The following is a 15,486-nucleotide window of genomic DNA, read 5'->3' as shown; positions in this document are numbered from 1 at the left end:
TATGGAAACCATGAGAGGTGACGCGTTCGACCCGAACTGCCCGACCCGGCTGATCCTGGACCGCATCGGCGACAAGTGGTCGGTCCTCGTCGTGCTCCTCCTGGCCGGCGGGCCGCGCCGGTTCACCGAGCTGCGCGACACGATCGGCGGCGTCACCCCCAAGGTCCTCACCCAGACGCTCCGCGCGATGGAACGTGACGGCCTCCTCACCCGGACGGTCTTCGCCGAGGTCCCGCCGCGCGTCGAGTACGCCCTCACCCCGCTCGGTCATTCGCTCCAGACGCCGATCAAGGCCGTCAGCGACTGGGCCGAGGAGAACGTCGAGGCGGTCGTGTCCGCCCGCGAGAGGCACGCCGGCTAGCACGGAACCGGCGGGCCGCGCCCCGCATCAAAGGGACACGGCACCCCGTACGGCGCGTCGCCGCTGAAAACGATCAGGAGCGGAATAGAGTCCCGCCCTGAGACGGGCGGCGGTACGCGCTGAAAGGCGGGGGAACAGCACATGATGGGCAAGACGCACGCCCTGAGCGGCGCGCTGGCATGGCTGGCGGCCGTCCCGGTGATCGCGCAGGAGCGGCTGCTCGGCGACCACGCGGTCTCGCTGTCGGTGGAGCAGATCGCCGCCGGCGCCGTGGTGTGCGCGGGCGCGGCCATCCTGCCCGACATCGACCACCACAACGGGCGCATCGCCAACACCTTCGGGCCGATCACCGGCCACATGTGCAAGTGGATCGGCAAGGTGTCGGGCGGGCACCGGCAGGCGACCCACTCGATCCTGTTCGCGGTCGGCATCGGCTGGGCGATGGACGCCCTCGCCACCCACTACGTGTACGCCTGGTGGGCCTGCCTCTTCATGATCGTCGGGCTGGGGCTGCGCGGCGTCGGCCTCGACTTCGAGGGCAAGGAGCCGCAGTCCGCCCTCGCCGACTGCGCGCTCGCGCTCATCGCGGTCTGGCTGATGCACAACCTCGACATGAGCTTCGTCGGGTTCGCGGTCACGCTCGGGTGCCTGGCGCACGTCGCCGGCGACTGCCTGACGCCGCGGGGATGCCCGGTGTTCTGGCCGCTGCCCTGGCGGATCGACGTCCCCGTCATCCCGAGGACGGACGGCAAGGTCGAGCGCTGGGTGGTGATGCCGTTCCTGTCCCTCGGCATCGCGATCCTCGCCGTCCGCTCGGTCCTCGGCGACGCCACCGCCCAGTGGCTCACCCGGGGCTGATCAGCCGAGCAGATCGGAGAACCGGTCGCAGTTCGTCGTCTCCCTCGCGTCCGGGTCCGCCTCGTTCATGATCTGCACATCGGACACGCCGGGAGCGGCCTGCGCGGTGCACACCACCTGCGCCAGTGCGATGCGGGACCAGCGGCCTCCCGACCGCACGGCGCCGTCCGCGCCGAACCGGACATCGGCGAGCCGGACGACCAGCACGCTCCGCTCCGCCAGGTACGGCCAGAGGCCGCCCGGGCCGCGGACCTCGGTGTGCAGGCCCTGGCGGCGCTCGCCGACGGTGACGGGCACGGCGAGCTGCGACAGGGACAGGTAGGGATGGCCGGGCAGCCCCGGCCGGACGACCTTGACCAGCCGCGCCTCCCGCACCAGGTAGAGCGTCATGGTGGACGCCCGCCCGTTGGCGATCGGCTTGGTGCCCGCGCTGAGGATGCCGGTCGGCCGCACGCCGCAGCCGAGCGTCGCCGCGACGGCCGCCGCCGCGAGCACCGCCGCGATGGCCCTACGCATCGCGTCTCCCGTCCGCGTCCTCGGAGCGGGCGGGCAGCCACAGTGTGAACACCGCTCCCCCGTCCGCCCTGTTGGCCGCCTCCAGTGCGCCGCCGTGCAGGACGGCGTTCTCCTTCGCGATCGACAGCCCGAGGCCGCTGCCGTCGCTGCGGGAACGGGCCGCCTCCGCCTTGACGAACCGGTCGAAGACCACGGCGAGCAGGTCCGCCGGGATACCGGGCCCCCGGTCGGCGACCACGATCTCCACGCCCGGAACGCCCGCGCGGTCTCCCTCGCCGAAGCGCACCGAGACCGGCGGGCCGCCGTGCCCGAGCGCGTTCCCGACCAGGTTCGCCACGATGACGTCGAGGCGGCGCGGGTCGACCCGGGCGGCCAGGCCGTCCGGCCCCTCGACCTCCACCTCGCCCGTCCAGCCGCGCGCCGACAGCGTGCCTGCGACGGCGGCCGCGAGATCCACCCCGTCCAGGACGAGCGCGGCCGCGCCGGCGTCGAACCGGCTGATCTCGATCAGATGCTCGACCAGCCGGCCGAGCCGGCGCGTCTCGTCCGCGACGAGTTCCGCGGCGCCGCCGTCGGGCGAGCCCGCGGCCTCCTCGGCCAGCACGCCGGTCATCGCGATCATCGAGGTGAGCGGGGTGCGCAGCTCGTGCGAGACGTCGGCGACGAACCGGCGGGACGCCTCCTCCATCGCGCGCAGTTCCGTGACCGTCCGTTCGAGCGTCTCCGCGGTGCCGTTGAAGGTGCGGGCGAGGTCGGCCAGCTCGTCCCGGCCGCTGACCCGCACCCGGCTCCCCAGCTCGCCCTCGCCGAGGGCGCGGGCCGCCGCGCCCAGGCGGCGCACCGGCCGCAGCACCCCGCGGGTCGCCAGCAGCGCGAGCAGGAGCGCCGACAGCAGCGCCAGCGCGTCGGCGGTCGCGAGGACCCTGGTGAAAAGGCGCAGGTCGGCGGCCTCCCGGCCCAGGCTCACCGAGACGAAGACCAGCGGCGGGGTTTGGCGCTCCGGCTCGTCCCATGTCGTGGCGTAGCCGGTGACGTGCGCGCCGACCAGCAGGTACGGATGCGCGGCGGCCGACCGGTCCTTGACGACGATGCGCTGGAAGACGAGGCCGCGCATCGCGCGCCGTGCGAACTCCTCGCTGACCGGGACGTCGAGGGACCCGGGCGGCGGGAGGAGGACGGGCCCCCGCAGCCCGGCGGGAACCACCGCCACTTTGCGTCCCTCCATGTCGAGGGCCGCCTTCAGGTCCGCGCCGAGGGTGACCTGCGAGTCCGGCGGGATCTTCTCCGGGACGTTCTGGGCGAGCGTGCCGCGGACGTCGGCCAGCACCGCGTCCTGCGCGCGCTGCAGCATCGCCCGGCGCAGCAGCACGTAGGACATGCCGGACGCGAGCACGGACGCCAGGAGCGCGACGGCGACGAAGGCCGCGGCGAGCCGTGCCCGCAGCCCGGTGAACCGCAGACCGCGCATCACGGCGCGGTGAAGCGGTAGCCGAAGCCCCGGACGGTCTCGATCAGCCGCGGCTCGGCCGGCTCGTCCTCGATCTTGGCGCGGACGCGCTGGACGCAGGCGTCGACGAGCCGGGAGTCGCCGGGATAGGTGTGCTCCCACACCTCGGCGAGGAGGTGCTGGCGGGTGAGGGCCTGGCCGGGACGGCGGGTCAGCTCCAGCAGGAGCCGCAGCTCGGTCGGCGTCAGGCGCAGGTCGGTGCCCGCCTTGGTGACCTTCAGCGAGGTCCGGTCGATGACGAGGTCCCCGTGGACGGACCGGTCGAGGCGGGTGCGGTCGGCGCGGCGCAGGACGGCGCGGATCCGGGCGTCCAGGACACGCGGCTCCACCGGCTTCACCACGTAGTCGTCGGCGCCCGCCTCCAGCCCGAGGACGATGTCGAGGTCGTCGCCGCGCGCGGTCAGCAGGATCACCGGGAGCGCGTCCTCCCGGCGGATGCGCCGGCACACCTCGATCCCGTCGATGCCGGGCAGCATCACGTCCAGGATCGCGATCTCGGGGCGCCGCGCCCGCAGCGCGTCCAGCCCGTCCTCGCCGGTGGACCGGGAGGTCACGCCGTGCCCCTGGCGGGTCAGCGCCAGCTCCAGGGCCGTCCGGGCGGACGGATCATCCTCGATAAACAGAATGCTCGCCACCTGGACATTATTGGGCGCCCGTGCACCTCCCGGCGCGCTGTGTCACGAGATCCGGACATCGCCGCCACAAGATCATGACAGCGCGGCGGAACCGTGGGGCGCATGACGCTCGCGCTCGTTCCGCCCTTCCAGGACGTCCGGCCGGCTCCCCCGCGGCCCGCCCTCCGTCCTTCCCGCGCCCTGCCGTGGCTGCTCGCGGCCGGGTTCCTCGCGCAGGCGGCGGCGCGGTTCTGGTCCGCCTGGGCCCGGACGGCGCCGGCCGCGAACCCGGACGAGACCGGCTACCTGGTCGCCGCCCGCTGGCTGGCCGGCGGGCCGGGGGCCGACCTCTCGGGGAACACCCTCTACCAGGGCGGGTACCCGCTGCTGCTGGTGCCGGCGTACTGGACGTCGCACGACCCGGCGACCGTCTACACGATCGTCATGGTGATCAACGCGCTGCTGGGCGCGGCGCTGTTCCCGCTCGGGTACGCGGCGGCGCGCCGGCTCGGTCTCGCCCGGCGGCCCGCCCTCCCGCTCGCCTTCGGGGCGGCATCGCTGCCCGCCACGACGTTCTTCGGCGCCTTCGCGCTCGCGGACGCCGTGCTGCCGGCGGTCGTCCTCGCCTGGCTGCTCGCCCTCGACCGCTTCGTGCGGAGCGGCCGCACCGTGGATGCGGCGACCGCGAGCCTGATCGCGGCCTACGCGGCGACCGTGCACACCCGCGGGATGGTCCTCCTCGCCGTCCACGTCGCCGCGCTTGCCGTCACGGCGGTGGCCCGGCGCCGGCGGATCCGCGCCGCCTGGCCCGGGTGCGCGGCGGGGATCGCCGGGTACGCGGCCGGGGCGGCGCTGAACGCCTCCGTCCGCGCCGAGCTGTATCCGGGCGGCGCACGGGACCTCGCCGGGATCCTGGAGTCGCGGCTCACCACGGTTCCCGGGCAGGCGTGGGCGCTGTCGGGAGCCGCCGGCCAGCTCTGGTACCTGGTGGTCTCCACCTGGGGCCTCGGCGGGGCGGGCCTCGCCGCCGTCACCGCGATGCTCCTGCGGCGGCGTGCTCCGGCGGCCGACCGGCTCATGGCGGGCGTGCTGCTCGCCGCCACCTGCGCGATCGCGTACGCCTCGTCGGCGGCGCTCCCGGACGAGCACCGCGTCGGCAACTTCGCCTACGGGCGGTACCTGTCCTGCCTCGCGCTCGTCTACGCCCTCGCCGGCGCCGCCGCGCTCATGCGGGCCGGCATGCGGACGGCGATCGGGCTGGCGGCGGCCTCTGCACTCCTGGCGGTGGTCACCGGGCTCTGGGTCGCCGCCTACGCGGGCGCGCGGCTCCGCACGCACACGTTCATCGCGTTCGACTTCCCCGAGGTCACGTTCCTGGCCGGCGACCGCGGCGCGCTGCACCTGCGCGCGACGACGCTCGCCGCTTGCGTCCTGCTCTGCGGGCTGGCCGCGTCGTCCAGGCTGGGCAGGCGGCAGGCAGTGCCGGTGACGGCCGCCGCACTGGCCGCCGTCAACGCCGCCGCGCTGGCCTTCGCCCTGGGGCTCCCGGCGCGGCGCGCCCGCCCGGCGCCGCCGTTCCCCGGCCCGGAGGCGGGCGGCGTCGTCGCGGACAGGTCGCTGCACTGGGCGGTCAGGACCGCACTCCACCATCCGGTGTGGTGGACGCGCGTCGGCACCGTCGACATCCGGGACGGGCGGCCTCCCGCGCCGGGCGTGTGCACCGTGCTGGTCCCCCTGCCGGACGGGAGGCCGCCCGCGCGCTCATGGCCCGCCCGCCCCGCGGGCTGGCGGCCGCACGAGGAGCGCACGTGGTCGATCGGCTGGGTGAGCTGGCACGCCCCCTCCTGCGGGGACGCGGATCAGTAGCGCGTCACCAGGGCGATGCGGTCGTGGTCGACCAGGAAGCCGTCCGAGACGAAGGTGACCTCGCCGCCGTACTCCAGCGTCGTCTCGATCACGTCGTCCACGGCGTCGTCGACGACGTCCGCGCCCTTGAGGACGCCGGGCTTGCCCTCCACCGGGACGAGGTCGCCCTCCGACCGCACGGCGGGCGCGTAGTAGCCGCGCTCGACGACCAGGTGCTCGCCGCGCCCCTCCTCGACCAGGCGCGCCACCTCGCAGAGCCCGCTCGCGTAGCGCTGGATGCTGCGCGCGGCCTCCAGCTCCGACAGCACGCCGACCTCGCGGAGGTCCTCGTAGGCGGCGAGCGCCGGGCGGGCCGCCTCGGCGAGCACGCTCGGCGGGGCGCCGTCGAAGCTGCCCTCGACGCGGCCGGCCACGGTGACGTGCGGTCCGGCGACCTCGTCGAAGAGCGCCTGGTGCCGGGTCACGCCGGCGACGATCAGCGGGCGGGGGTCGCGCGCGAGGACCCGCTCGACGGCGGCCACCGCGTCCCGCACCGCCTGGCGGCGGCGCTCGCCGTCACCGCCCTGGGCGGGTCGGCGCGCCAGCCGCCCGGCGCTCGCCTCGTCGATCGGCGCGGGCGCGAGCGGGAACCCGTCGCGGGTGTGCTCGGTCAGGTCGCCGCCGAGGCCGTCCCAGAGCCGCGTCCGGTGGTCCGACAGGGACAGCAGCCAGTAGCGCGGCGTGCGGGTGAAGTCGGCGACGAGGTCGCGGGTCGCGAACCCGGTGTCGACGACCACCCGCTCGTCCACGGGCTGCCCGATCGTGAACGCGTGGTGCTCGCCGTTCGGGGCGGCGAACAGCGCCAGCCCGTCGGAGCCGTGCCGCGGGCCGGCCTCCTCCGCCGCGCGCTCCAGGCCCCGCAGGACCTGGTCGGCGGCGTCGGGCGCCACCCGGGGATCGTCCCGGAGCCGGTGCCGCACCTCCGCGAGCAGGTTGCGCAGCCGGATCCGGTCCTCGCGGTTCTCCCTGCCGGACCGGTGCGTCGGCATCAGCACCGACACCGCCGGATAGGGCCTCGGCTTGCGCAGCTCGGACAGGGTGACGGCGTCCATGATCCCCCGATCGTCGGACCTGTCGGTTATGTCTCTTTTCTAGCTACTCGCAGGTAAACCGGGCGTAAGCGCTACCCGAAGGCACGTTCGATCACCGGGCCGAGGACGTCCATGAACGGGGAATGCACCGTGACGTAGGTGAACCCGAACCGCTCGCGCCGCTCCCGGATCTGCTCGGCGATCTGCGCCTCGGTGCCGAGGAGGACGAACGGGGTGTCCAGGATCTCCTCCACCGGCATCTCCGGCATCCGCTCCGCGTGGATCCGCTCCGCCTCGGCGCGCCGGTCGGGAGTGACCTGGACGTGCTGGACGAGCACGTTCCACTCGATGCCGTCCGCCCGCCCGCCGGCGTGCTCGCGGACGAACCGGACCCGTTCCTCGGCCTCGGCGGCGGTGCCCAGCCGGAACGTCCCCGGCGGCCGCCCCTTCACCTGGTACGCCCCGGCGATCCCGACGATGTCGGCATGGCGGGCGGCGGTCCGCAGGACGGTGTCGCCGGTCCCGCCGACGAGCAGCGGCGGGCCCGAGCCGCCGAACCCCACCCGCTGGACGGGCGCCAGCTCGGCCAGCCCGAAGTGCTCGGCGATCGGCCGGTGCGCCGCGTAGCCGTCGCCGCCGAACAGCCGGCCCAGCTCCGCGATCAGCCCGGTCATCCGCTCCGCGCGGGCGCCGAACGGCTCCCAGGGGATGCCGGCCGCGTCGAACTCCCACTTCATGTGCCCGGCGCCGAGGCCGAGCTCCAGCCGCCCGCCGGTGAGCCGGTCGGCGGTGGCGACCTCGCGGGCGAGCAGGTGCGCGTTCCAGAACCCGGCGTTCAGCACCAGCGTCCCGACGCGCAGCCGCTCGGTCGCGTCCGCGGCGGCGACCAGCGTCGGGAACGGCGCCGGGGCGCCGAGGTGGTCGGGCACGAGCGCGGTGGAGTAGCCGTAGCGCTCGGCCCGGCGGCAGCGCTCCACGAAGTCGGCGTGCGAGGCGATGTCGAAGACGTTGAACCCGAACCGGAAGTCCCTCATGGGCTCACCCTGTCAAATCAGCCGGGGGTGATGAAGCCCGTCTCGTAGGCGAAGATCACCGCCTGGGTACGGTCGCGGGCCTGCAGCTTGGCGAGGATGTTGCCGACGTGGGTCTTCACCGTCTGCGGGCTGACGAACAGCTCCTGGGCGATCTCGGCGTTCGAGCGGCCCTTGGCCATCAGCCGCAGCACGTCCCCCTCCCGCTCGGTCAGCCGGTCGTGCCAGCGCGCGCCGCCGCCCCCGGCGCCGGACGTCCCGTGCCGCGCCGCCAGCTCCCGGATCGCCGCCGGGAACAGCAGGCTGTCGCCGTGCGCGACCATCCGGATCGCCTGCAGGATCTCCTCCGGCCGCGTCCGCTTGAGCAGGAAGCCGTTCGCGCCCGCCTTCAGCGCGTCGTAGACGTACTCGTCGTTCTCGAACGTGGTGACGACGATGATCCGCGGCGGCTCCGGCACGGTGTCCAGGATGTGGCGGGTCGCCTGGATGCCGTCGAGCCGCGGCATCCGCACGTCCATCAGGATCACGTCCGGGCGCAGCCGCTTCACCTCCCCCGGCACCTCCGACCCGTCGGACGCCTCGCCGACGACCGCCAGGTCGTCCTCGGCGTCGATGATGGCGGCGAGGCCCGCCCGGATCAGCCGCTCGTCGTCGACCAGCAGAACCTTGATCGTCATGTTCCGGACCTTAGCGGCAGCGAGACGCGGAACCGCCAGCGGTCGCCCTCGGCGCCCGCGGTCATCTCCCCGCGCAGCACGGTGACGCGCTCGCGGACGCCGCCGAGGCCGCGCCCGCCGCCGTGGTCGGCGCCGTCGCCGCGATGGGCGCCGAGCGGATTGCTCATCTCCACCTCCAGCCGTTCCCCGTCCGTGCCGAGCCGCAGCCGCACCGGGACCCTCCCCGCGTGCCGCAGCGCGTTGGTCAGGCCCTCCTGGACGATCCGGTACGCCTCCCGCGACACCGCCGCCGGGACGTGCTCCACGTCGGGGTCCACCTCCGCGTCCAGTGTCACTCCGGCGATCCGCGTCTGCTCCAGCAGCCGGTCGAGATCCTTCAGCGTGGCCTGCGGCGCCGGGCGGGACGGGTCGTCGCGCAGCAGCCCGAGCACGTGGTCGAGGTCCTCCAGCGCGGCGCGGGCCGACTCCTCGATCGCGCCTAGCGCCTCGCGGGCGAACGCGGGGTCGCTGTCGAGCACCCGCCCGGCCGCCCCGGCCTGTAGCGTCACCACGCTGAGCGCATGCCCGACCGAGTCGTGCAGTTCCCTGGCCAGCCGGTTGCGCTCGGCGAGCTTGACCGCCTCGGCCTCCATCGCGGTGATCCGCTCGGCGGCCGACGGCCCGAGGAACCAGGGCGCCACCCGGGACAGCAGCGCCCCCGCCACGACGATCAGCGCGAGCAGCACCGCCAGGGACGCCGTCCCGATCAGCGGCGCGGGCCACTGGTGCCAGGAGTCCTCCCAGCCCCAGGAGTCCAGGAACCGGGTGTCCCAGGTCACCGCGGGCGCCAGGATCATCACGACCGCGAACGGCGGCACCGCCAGGCTGAGCCCGCTGACGACCACGCCGGTGGCCAGGTGCAGCGTGAACCACGCGCCGGCCCGGATCCGGCTCTCCCACGAGGCGGCCGACCCCGGCACGAGCGCCCTCGCCGGGCCCCGGAGCAGCTCCTTGGCGAGGGAGCTCTCCAGGAGCCGCACGGTCGGCACGAGGCCGGTGACGAAGGTCGCCGCCGCCGGCAGGACGACCAGGATCAGCACGATGATGACGATGGGGTCGCGGACCCGCAGCACCGGCGCCAGGCTCATGGCGAGGAACCAGTACGGCATGAGCAGCGCGCCGCCCACGACGAGATGGGACCAGCGCCGCCAGGTCGTCCGCTCGATCAGCGGCCGGAGGACACGGAGCACATACCGATCCTGGCAGACCGGGCGCGCCGGCCCCTCCCCCGCCAGGGGGAACCGTGTCAGGCCTTGGGCTGTTTGCCGGGTTTCGCCCGTTCCCCGGCCGACTCCCGGTCGCGCTCGGCGAGCTTGGCCAGCCGGGCGTTGTAGGCGGCCAGCTCGTCGTCCTCGCCGCCCCCGCCGGCCTTCGCGGCGCGGTCGGCCTTGCGGTCCATGCGCCGGGCCTGCCGCTGGTCGTCCAGGTACCACTGGATCGCCAGGACGATCAGGACGATGAACGTCGGGACCTCGCCGAACCCCCACGCGATCGCGCCGCCGGTGTGCTGGTCGTGCAGCGTCGTCGTGCCCCACGGCGGGTCGACGGAGGCGTACCAGCCGCGGGCGAGCGCCTGGCTCATGTTCATCAGCGCGATGCCGAAGAACGCGTGGAACGGCATCGTCACGAACAGCAGCAGGAGCCGCCCGGGGTAGGGCAGCTTCCTCGGCGCCGGGTCGACGCCGAGCAGCACCCAGAAGAACAGCGACCCGGCGGCCAGGAAGTGCGCCGTCATGGCGATGTGCCCGAGGTGGTTGCGCATCGCGGCCTCGAACAACGGCGTGAAGTACAGCGCGAAGGTGCTCGCCACGAAGATGACGGTCGCGACCGCGGGGTGCGCGATGACCTGGAGGTACCGGCTCTTCAGCATGGCGGACAGCCACTCGCGCGGGCCGCGGTCGCCGCGGATCCGGGCGGGCCTGAGCGCCCGCAGCGCCAGCGTGACCGGCGCGCCGACGACCAGGAAGATCGGTGTCAGCATGTTCAGCACCATGTGCTGCGCCATGTGCACGCTGAACAGGATCGGCGCGTACTTGGCGACGCCGGTCTGGGTGACGGCCACCATGGTCAGGAGCCCGAGGAACCAGGAGGCGGTGCGGGGGGCGGACCAGGAGTCGCCGCGCCGCCGCAGCCGGACCACCGCGGCCAGGTAGAGGCCTGCGAGGACGACGACGAGGACGGCGAAGAACAGGTCGAACTGCCACAGCGTCAGCAGCCGCGCCGGGGTGATCTCCGGGGGCATGTCGTAGCCGAGCTGCGCCTTGACCGCCGACTCCGGCTCGGCCGGCGGGGGCGGCGCGGTGCGCGCCAGGGCGACCGCGAGGCCCATGGTGGCGGCCATCACGGCCGTCTCGACCGTGGCGAACCGGCCGAACGACCACGGCCGGCCGGCGGCGAGGGCGGGCAGCGTGCGGCTGCGGTGCCACCAGCCGAACCAGCCGAGCACCGCGAACGCGATGATCTTGCCGAGCGCGAGCCGCCCGTAGTTCGTCTCGACCAGTTCCGCCGGGTCGGGCAGCCTGGCGACGACGTTCACCAGGCCGCTGACGCCGACGGTGATGTAGCACCACAGGGCCATGCGGCTGAACCGGTCCGCCATGAGCGGGAGCCGGTCGCGGCGCAGCAGGGCGTGCACGCAGACGACGGCGAGCCCGCCGACCCACGGCGCGACCGCGGCCACGTGCAGGGCGACGCCGGTCGTCGCGACGGAGTGGTTGGCGGCCGAGGCCGAGTGCCCGGTCAGCGGCGCGGGCAGCAGCGCGATCCCGGCCAGGGCGAGCAGGCCGAACGCGGCGGCGGGCGTGGTGGTGGTGCGGGCCAGCAGCGCCACGACCACGGCGAGCAGCACGACGATCATCAGGGCGGTGCCCTGCGGGAGCGAGCCGACGTAGCTGCTCAGCTCGCTGCCGGTGAGGACGGTCCCGGCCGGCTGGCCGAGGACGTCCGCGACCGTGAAGACCAGGGTGGCGGCCGCGGCGGCGGCCCACCCCGCGGCGATCCAGGAAGCGGCGTTCAGGTACCCGACGGCGTCCTTGGACAGCCGCGGGGCGCCGCGCCCGCCCTCGACCGGCAGAAACGCGGCGGCGGCGAGCAGGGCGCCGACGGCGAGCGCGGACAGCAGGTCCATCGCCGCCCGCGAGGCGGGCAGCCCCCACCGGGTGAGGGCCCCCGCGTCGCCGAGGCCGGGGACGACCTTCTCGGTGACCGAGCCGCCGAGCACGAGCCCGGCCACCAGGGCGGTGGCGGACGCGGCCAGCGCGGCCCCGCCGCCCGCCCAGACGGCCCGGCTGCTCCTACTCACTTCCGGTCGTCACCTGCTCCTTCTCGCTCTCGGCCGGAGCCGGCTTCTGCGTGCGCTTGGCGCGGAACACGATGGCGACGCCGATGCCGGCGCCCACGAGGAGCCCGGCGCCGATCAGGACCCACAGCACCATGCCGGAGCCGGAGTCGTCCTTCTTCTCCTCGGCCTGCTGCTGGTCGATCTTGAGCGGCTGCTCGTCGGCGGTGGCGGCGTCGCCCGTCTGCTGCTCCGCGCCGACCCCGCCGGCGCCGGGCGCCCCGGACGCCCCGGCACCGCCCTCGCCCACGCTGAACGTCAGGTCGTTCTTCTCGATCGGGTGGCCGTCCTCGCCGACGACCCGGTAGGCCACCGTGTAGGAGCCGGCGGGCAGCGGGCCCGACAGCTTCTGCGTGACGGTCGTTCCGGAGCGCTCGGCGGCACCCGCCTGGAACTCCTTCTTCGCGCCGTCGGTGACGACGACCTTCGCGAGGCGGATCTTGTCGCTGAAGACGAGCTTGACCTCGGATACGGAGGCCGCCGTGGCCCCCTTCTCGGGCGTGCTGCTGACCAGCTCCGAGTGGGCCAGCGCTGGCGGTGCCGCGAACGTGCCGAAGGCGAGCGCGAGGGCGGCGACGAGTCCGAGACGGCGCACGGGCCGCCGGGGCTTGAAGATGTTCATGGATGGCCGGGTTCTCTAGTGAGTCGAAGGGCTTCGTCTACCCTACTGAGCCCGCCACCATGGCACGTTCCGGGTCGGACGATGGGGCGTTTCGCCAGAAGGCCCGCCGCTAGCAGTCGCACCCGCAGCAGCAGCCGTCGCAGCAGCAGCCGTCGCAGTTGCAGCCGTCGCAGCAGCAGTCGCAGCCGTCGCAGTTCCGGGTGCACCAGCACCGGTTGCCGCAGGACTCGCCGTGGTGGGCGCTCCACTCCGGCTGGAAGACGCCGCAGGTCACGCAGACGAGCGTCCCGGTGAAGCACGGGATCGGCCAGCCGGGGCGCGGCGGCCGTGGGCCGCGCTTCGCCAGGGCCTCGGGGGCGAAGGCGCGCTCGACCGAGCGGCCCGTCTCGCGGTCGAGGAGCGCCCGGACGAGCCGCGGCTTCTCCAGTTCCAGCTCGGCGAGCGCGAGCCGCAGGCCGTGCAGCGCGTCGTCGGCGTACCGGCGGGCCTCGGCGAGGTCGGTGCCGGTGGCGAGGAGCGGGTTGTACGCGCCCGCCGCCTCGTCGTCCGCGAGGTCCTCGACCGCGTCGATGAGGTGCGCGAGGCGGCCGAAGAACCGGCCCGCCTCGGCGAGGGTCCCGGCGTTGCCCTCCGTGCCGGCGAGGACGGCGGTGTGCGCGAACACGGCCGCGACGGCCGTCTCGGTGGGCTCGGTCAGGTCCAGCAGCCCGAGGCCGGGCGTGGACTCCAGGGCGGGCTGCCGCGCGACGGCGTCGCGCAGCACCGCGGGGTCGAAGCCGACGGCGGCGCCGGTGCGCCCGCCCGCGGCGTCCCACCGCCCGGCCACCCGGCCCGCCGCCGCGGCGACGAGGCGGCGGGCGTAGGGCCCGTCGCCGTCGGCCACATGGTCGCGGGTCTTGCCGGCCGCCAGGAGCAGGGACGCTGCGGCGGCGAGCTGTGCGCCCTGCGCCTTGGCCGTGACGACCTCGGCGGTGCGCATCCCGCGCAGCGCGCACGGCCCGGCCTTGCGGCGCGGCGACAGCTCCGGCGCCTGCGCCTCCACCAGGACCGACACCAGCAGCCCGTCGTAGTTGGTGACGAGCCGCGCGGCCTGGCCGTGCTCGGCCCGCAGCGTCAGGCACAGCCCGCACAGATGGGCCATCCAGTCCTTGAACAGGGACCCGCACAGGACGTGCCGACAGGGACGTACAACACCGAACACGACTACTCTCCCATTTCAGGCATCCGCAGCACTATTTATGGACGCGGCGGAGCCCGAAACAGTTTCGGCTGCACACCGATATTTCCGGCTACACACCGACGCAGGTGAGCGCCCGGCGGTAGGCGGCCATGCGGGACTCCTCCGCGGTCCCCGTCTCGGCCAGCACCTCGGCCAGGTCGAACCACGCCTGCGCGGCCTCCCGGGAGGACTCCATCTCCTCCAGGCAGGTCGCGGCCCGGGTGAGCGCCTCGACGGCCCGGTCGCGGCGGCCGAGCCGCACCGACGCCTCGCCGAGCACCGTCAGCGCCCCGGCGGTCGCCCGGCGCGGGGCGTCCCCGAGCAGGTCGATGGCCTCCTCGGCGAGCGCCACCGCCTCGCCGGGACGGCCGAGCGCGGTCTCGGCGCGGGCCAGCTCCGTCAGGCACCAGGCGACGTCGATCTCCCCGGACGAGCTGGCGCTGATCTCGCCGCGCACCCGGGTGAGCAGCTCGCGGGCGTGGGCGGCCTGGTCGGGCCGGGCCCGCAGCAGGAGCCCGGCGTAGATGACGCGGAGCCGGTTGAGGTTGCGCGGGTCCTCGCCGTCGCCCGCGAGCATGAGCGCGCGCTCGGCGAGCGCGACGCCCTCCTCGTACTCGCCGCGGATCTCCGCGACGTAGGCGGCCTCCCAGTAGGCGACCATGCGGGCGCGGGGGCTGCCGATCCGCTCGGCCCGCTCGACGAGCTGGCCGGCGAGCTGGCGGGCCCGGACGAGGTCGCCGCGCTCGATGAACGCCGACAGCAGCGCCGCGCCGAGGTGCACGGCGGCGTCGGTGGAGTCGGCGCCGGTCGCGATGAGGTGCCGCAGCGCGCTCTCGGCGGCCTCCACGCCGGCGCTGATGTCGCCGCGCTCGCGCAGGCAGCGGCTCAGCGCGACGTGCACCTTCGCCCAGTGGTCGAGGTCGGCCTCGGCGGAGGCCTCCCGGGTCAGCGCCGTCAGCCCGGCGATGGCCTCCTCCAGCTCGCCGGCGGCCTCCAGCGCGAGGGCGTGCCCCCAGCGGGCCTGGTGCAGCATGTCCGGCAGCGCCACCGCGTCGGCGCTCGCGAGCACCTCGGCGAACCGGGCCCGCGCCTCGGCCGCGGCGCCGTTGCTGAGCGCGATCTCGGCGTAGTCGAGGGTGACGCGCAGCTCGTCGACCACGTCCTCGCTGACGCCGCTGACGAGATAGGTCGCCGAGCAGTTCAGCTTCGCCGCGAGCAGCTCCACCACGCTCGGGGCCGGCACCCGCTTGTCGCTCTCGATGAGCGAGATGTAGCTGTCGGACAGCTCGGGGAAGGCGAGCTGGGCCTGGCTCACGCCCTGCCTGATGCGCAGGGCGCGGATGCGCTGCCCCAGTGTCTCCCGATCCATCGTGTGACCACCGCCTACCAGGTGCTCGCCGGCCGCGTCGCGCGCAGGGCGAGGAAGAAGTCGACTCGATCCTCCAGTGTGCCGAGGTCCCGCCCGGTCAGGTCCTCGATTCGCCGGATTCGGTACCGAAGCGTGTTCACATGGACGTGCAGCCGTGTCGCGCTGCGGCTCCAGGAACCCGAGCAGGACAGGAAGACCTCCAGCGTGTGCACGAGATCGGCCTGCCTGCTGCTGTCGTACTCCTCCAGCGGGCCGAGGATCCGGGCGCGGAAGGACGAGCGCGTCCGCTCCGGCACGGAGGCCAGCAGCCGCGCGTAGGAGTCCAGGCACGCCGCCTCGGAGGAGTCTCGCATTCGCACCAGGGCAGGCTATAGCGGACGCGCTCCCCCGTCACGCTGCG

14 protein-coding genes and 1 pseudogene are annotated in these 15,486 nt (G+C 74.5%); 3 read left to right on the top strand and 12 right to left on the bottom strand.

Annotation, left to right across the window (positions count from 1 at the left end):
• Positions 1-10 precede the first annotated feature (10 nt).
• Together ABGB11_RS06295 and ABGB11_RS06290 are read left to right on the top strand one after the other, a co-directional pair.
• Entirely contained in the window at positions 11-361 is a 351-nt protein-coding gene (locus tag ABGB11_RS06295) for a helix-turn-helix domain-containing protein (RefSeq protein ID WP_347629741.1), read from the top strand.
• 141 nt (positions 362-502) lie between these two features.
• On the top strand, positions 503-1,219 hold the full coding sequence (locus ABGB11_RS06290; protein ID WP_347629739.1) for a metal-dependent hydrolase: 717 nt from the start codon (positions 503-505) through the stop codon (positions 1,217-1,219).
• On the opposite strand, the gene ABGB11_RS06285 is transcribed toward ABGB11_RS06290, so the two are convergent.
• The 3 genes from ABGB11_RS06285 to ABGB11_RS06275 are packed head-to-tail and all read right to left on the bottom strand — an operon-like array spanning position 1,220 to position 3,877.
• Positions 1,220-1,735: a hypothetical protein gene (locus ABGB11_RS06285; protein ID WP_347629737.1), complete on the bottom strand. Its 516-nt coding sequence runs from the start codon at positions 1,733-1,735 to the stop codon at positions 1,220-1,222. It abuts the gene before it with no gap.
• Complete coding sequence (locus ABGB11_RS06280) at positions 1,728-3,203, bottom strand: HAMP domain-containing sensor histidine kinase (RefSeq protein WP_347629735.1); 1,476 nt, start codon at positions 3,201-3,203, stop codon at positions 1,728-1,730. The genes ABGB11_RS06285 and ABGB11_RS06280 overlap by 8 nt, the downstream gene beginning before the upstream one ends.
• A complete protein-coding gene (locus ABGB11_RS06275; protein ID WP_347629733.1) occupies positions 3,203-3,877 on the bottom strand; it encodes a response regulator transcription factor in 675 nt (224 codons plus the stop codon). Before ABGB11_RS06275 ends, ABGB11_RS06280 begins: the two co-directional genes overlap by 1 nt.
• Positions 3,878-3,979: 102 nt before the next feature.
• Here ABGB11_RS06275 and ABGB11_RS06270 point away from each other — a divergent pair, with 102 nt between their 5' ends.
• Entirely contained in the window at positions 3,980-5,722 is a 1,743-nt protein-coding gene (locus ABGB11_RS06270; protein WP_347629731.1) for a hypothetical protein, read from the top strand.
• Here the strand turns inward: ABGB11_RS06270 and ABGB11_RS06265 are convergent.
• The 9 genes and pseudogenes from ABGB11_RS06265 to ABGB11_RS06225 all read right to left on the bottom strand — a co-directional run.
• A complete protein-coding gene (locus ABGB11_RS06265; RefSeq protein WP_347629729.1) occupies positions 5,716-6,813 on the bottom strand; it encodes a hypothetical protein in 1,098 nt (365 codons plus the stop codon). The two genes, ABGB11_RS06270 and ABGB11_RS06265, sit on opposite strands and share 7 nt — an antisense overlap.
• A gap of 71 nt (positions 6,814-6,884) precedes the next feature.
• Positions 6,885-7,826 (bottom strand): TIGR03621 family F420-dependent LLM class oxidoreductase, encoded by a 942-nt coding sequence (locus ABGB11_RS06260; RefSeq protein ID WP_347629727.1) that lies wholly within the window; start codon positions 7,824-7,826, stop codon positions 6,885-6,887.
• Between the two features lie 17 nt (positions 7,827-7,843).
• Positions 7,844-8,500: a response regulator transcription factor gene (locus ABGB11_RS06255; protein WP_347629725.1), complete on the bottom strand. Its 657-nt coding sequence runs from the start codon at positions 8,498-8,500 to the stop codon at positions 7,844-7,846.
• The gene (locus tag ABGB11_RS06250; RefSeq protein ID WP_347629723.1) at positions 8,497-9,729 is read right to left on the bottom strand and encodes a histidine kinase; all 1,233 of its coding nucleotides are present in this window, start codon (positions 9,727-9,729) and stop codon (positions 8,497-8,499) included. The genes ABGB11_RS06255 and ABGB11_RS06250 overlap by 4 nt, the downstream gene beginning before the upstream one ends.
• 56 nt (positions 9,730-9,785) lie before the next feature.
• Positions 9,786-11,840 (bottom strand): bifunctional copper resistance protein CopD/cytochrome c oxidase assembly protein, encoded by a 2,055-nt coding sequence (locus tag ABGB11_RS06245; protein ID WP_347629722.1) that lies wholly within the window; start codon positions 11,838-11,840, stop codon positions 9,786-9,788.
• Positions 11,833-12,498: a copper resistance protein CopC gene (locus tag ABGB11_RS06240; RefSeq protein WP_347629720.1), complete on the bottom strand. Its 666-nt coding sequence runs from the start codon at positions 12,496-12,498 to the stop codon at positions 11,833-11,835. Before ABGB11_RS06240 ends, ABGB11_RS06245 begins: the two co-directional genes overlap by 8 nt.
• Positions 12,499-12,607: 109 nt before the next feature.
• Entirely contained in the window at positions 12,608-13,699 is a 1,092-nt protein-coding gene (locus ABGB11_RS06235) for a DUF5685 family protein (RefSeq protein WP_347629718.1), read from the bottom strand.
• 88 nt (positions 13,700-13,787) lie between these two features.
• Entirely contained in the window at positions 13,788-15,086 is a 1,299-nt protein-coding gene (locus tag ABGB11_RS06230; RefSeq protein WP_347629716.1) for a helix-turn-helix domain-containing protein, read from the bottom strand.
• 14 nt (positions 15,087-15,100) lie between these two features.
• A pseudogene (locus ABGB11_RS06225) lies at positions 15,101-15,418 on the bottom strand (helix-turn-helix domain-containing protein); the annotation flags it as partial.
• Between the last annotated feature and the right edge of the window lie 68 nt (positions 15,419-15,486).

Source organism: Actinomadura sp. B10D3 (assembly GCF_039871695.1).
GTDB lineage: Bacteria > Actinomycetota > Actinomycetes > Streptosporangiales > Streptosporangiaceae > Spirillospora > Spirillospora madurae.
This window is presented reverse-complemented; position numbering and strand designations above follow the sequence as displayed.

Bases quoted from the DNA above. Each gene is read 5' to 3' on its own strand.
- ABGB11_RS06295 (WP_347629741.1), top strand. From the start codon at position 11: ATGAGAGGTGACGCGTTCGACCCGAACTGCCCGACCCGGCTGATCCTG.
- ABGB11_RS06290 (WP_347629739.1), top strand. From the start codon at position 503: ATGATGGGCAAGACGCACGCCCTGAGCGGCGCGCTGGCATGGCTGGCG.
- ABGB11_RS06285 (WP_347629737.1), bottom strand. From the start codon at position 1,735: ATGCGTAGGGCCATCGCGGCGGTGCTCGCGGCGGCGGCCGTCGCGGCG.
- ABGB11_RS06280 (WP_347629735.1), bottom strand. From the start codon at position 3,203: ATGCGCGGTCTGCGGTTCACCGGGCTGCGGGCACGGCTCGCCGCGGCC.
- ABGB11_RS06270 (WP_347629731.1), top strand. From the start codon at position 3,980: ATGACGCTCGCGCTCGTTCCGCCCTTCCAGGACGTCCGGCCGGCTCCC.
- ABGB11_RS06265 (WP_347629729.1), bottom strand. From the start codon at position 6,813: ATGGACGCCGTCACCCTGTCCGAGCTGCGCAAGCCGAGGCCCTATCCG.
- ABGB11_RS06260 (WP_347629727.1), bottom strand. From the start codon at position 7,826: ATGAGGGACTTCCGGTTCGGGTTCAACGTCTTCGACATCGCCTCGCAC.
- ABGB11_RS06255 (WP_347629725.1), bottom strand. From the start codon at position 8,500: ATGACGATCAAGGTTCTGCTGGTCGACGACGAGCGGCTGATCCGGGCG.
- ABGB11_RS06240 (WP_347629720.1), bottom strand. From the start codon at position 12,498: ATGAACATCTTCAAGCCCCGGCGGCCCGTGCGCCGTCTCGGACTCGTC.
- ABGB11_RS06230 (WP_347629716.1), bottom strand. From the start codon at position 15,086: ATGGATCGGGAGACACTGGGGCAGCGCATCCGCGCCCTGCGCATCAGG.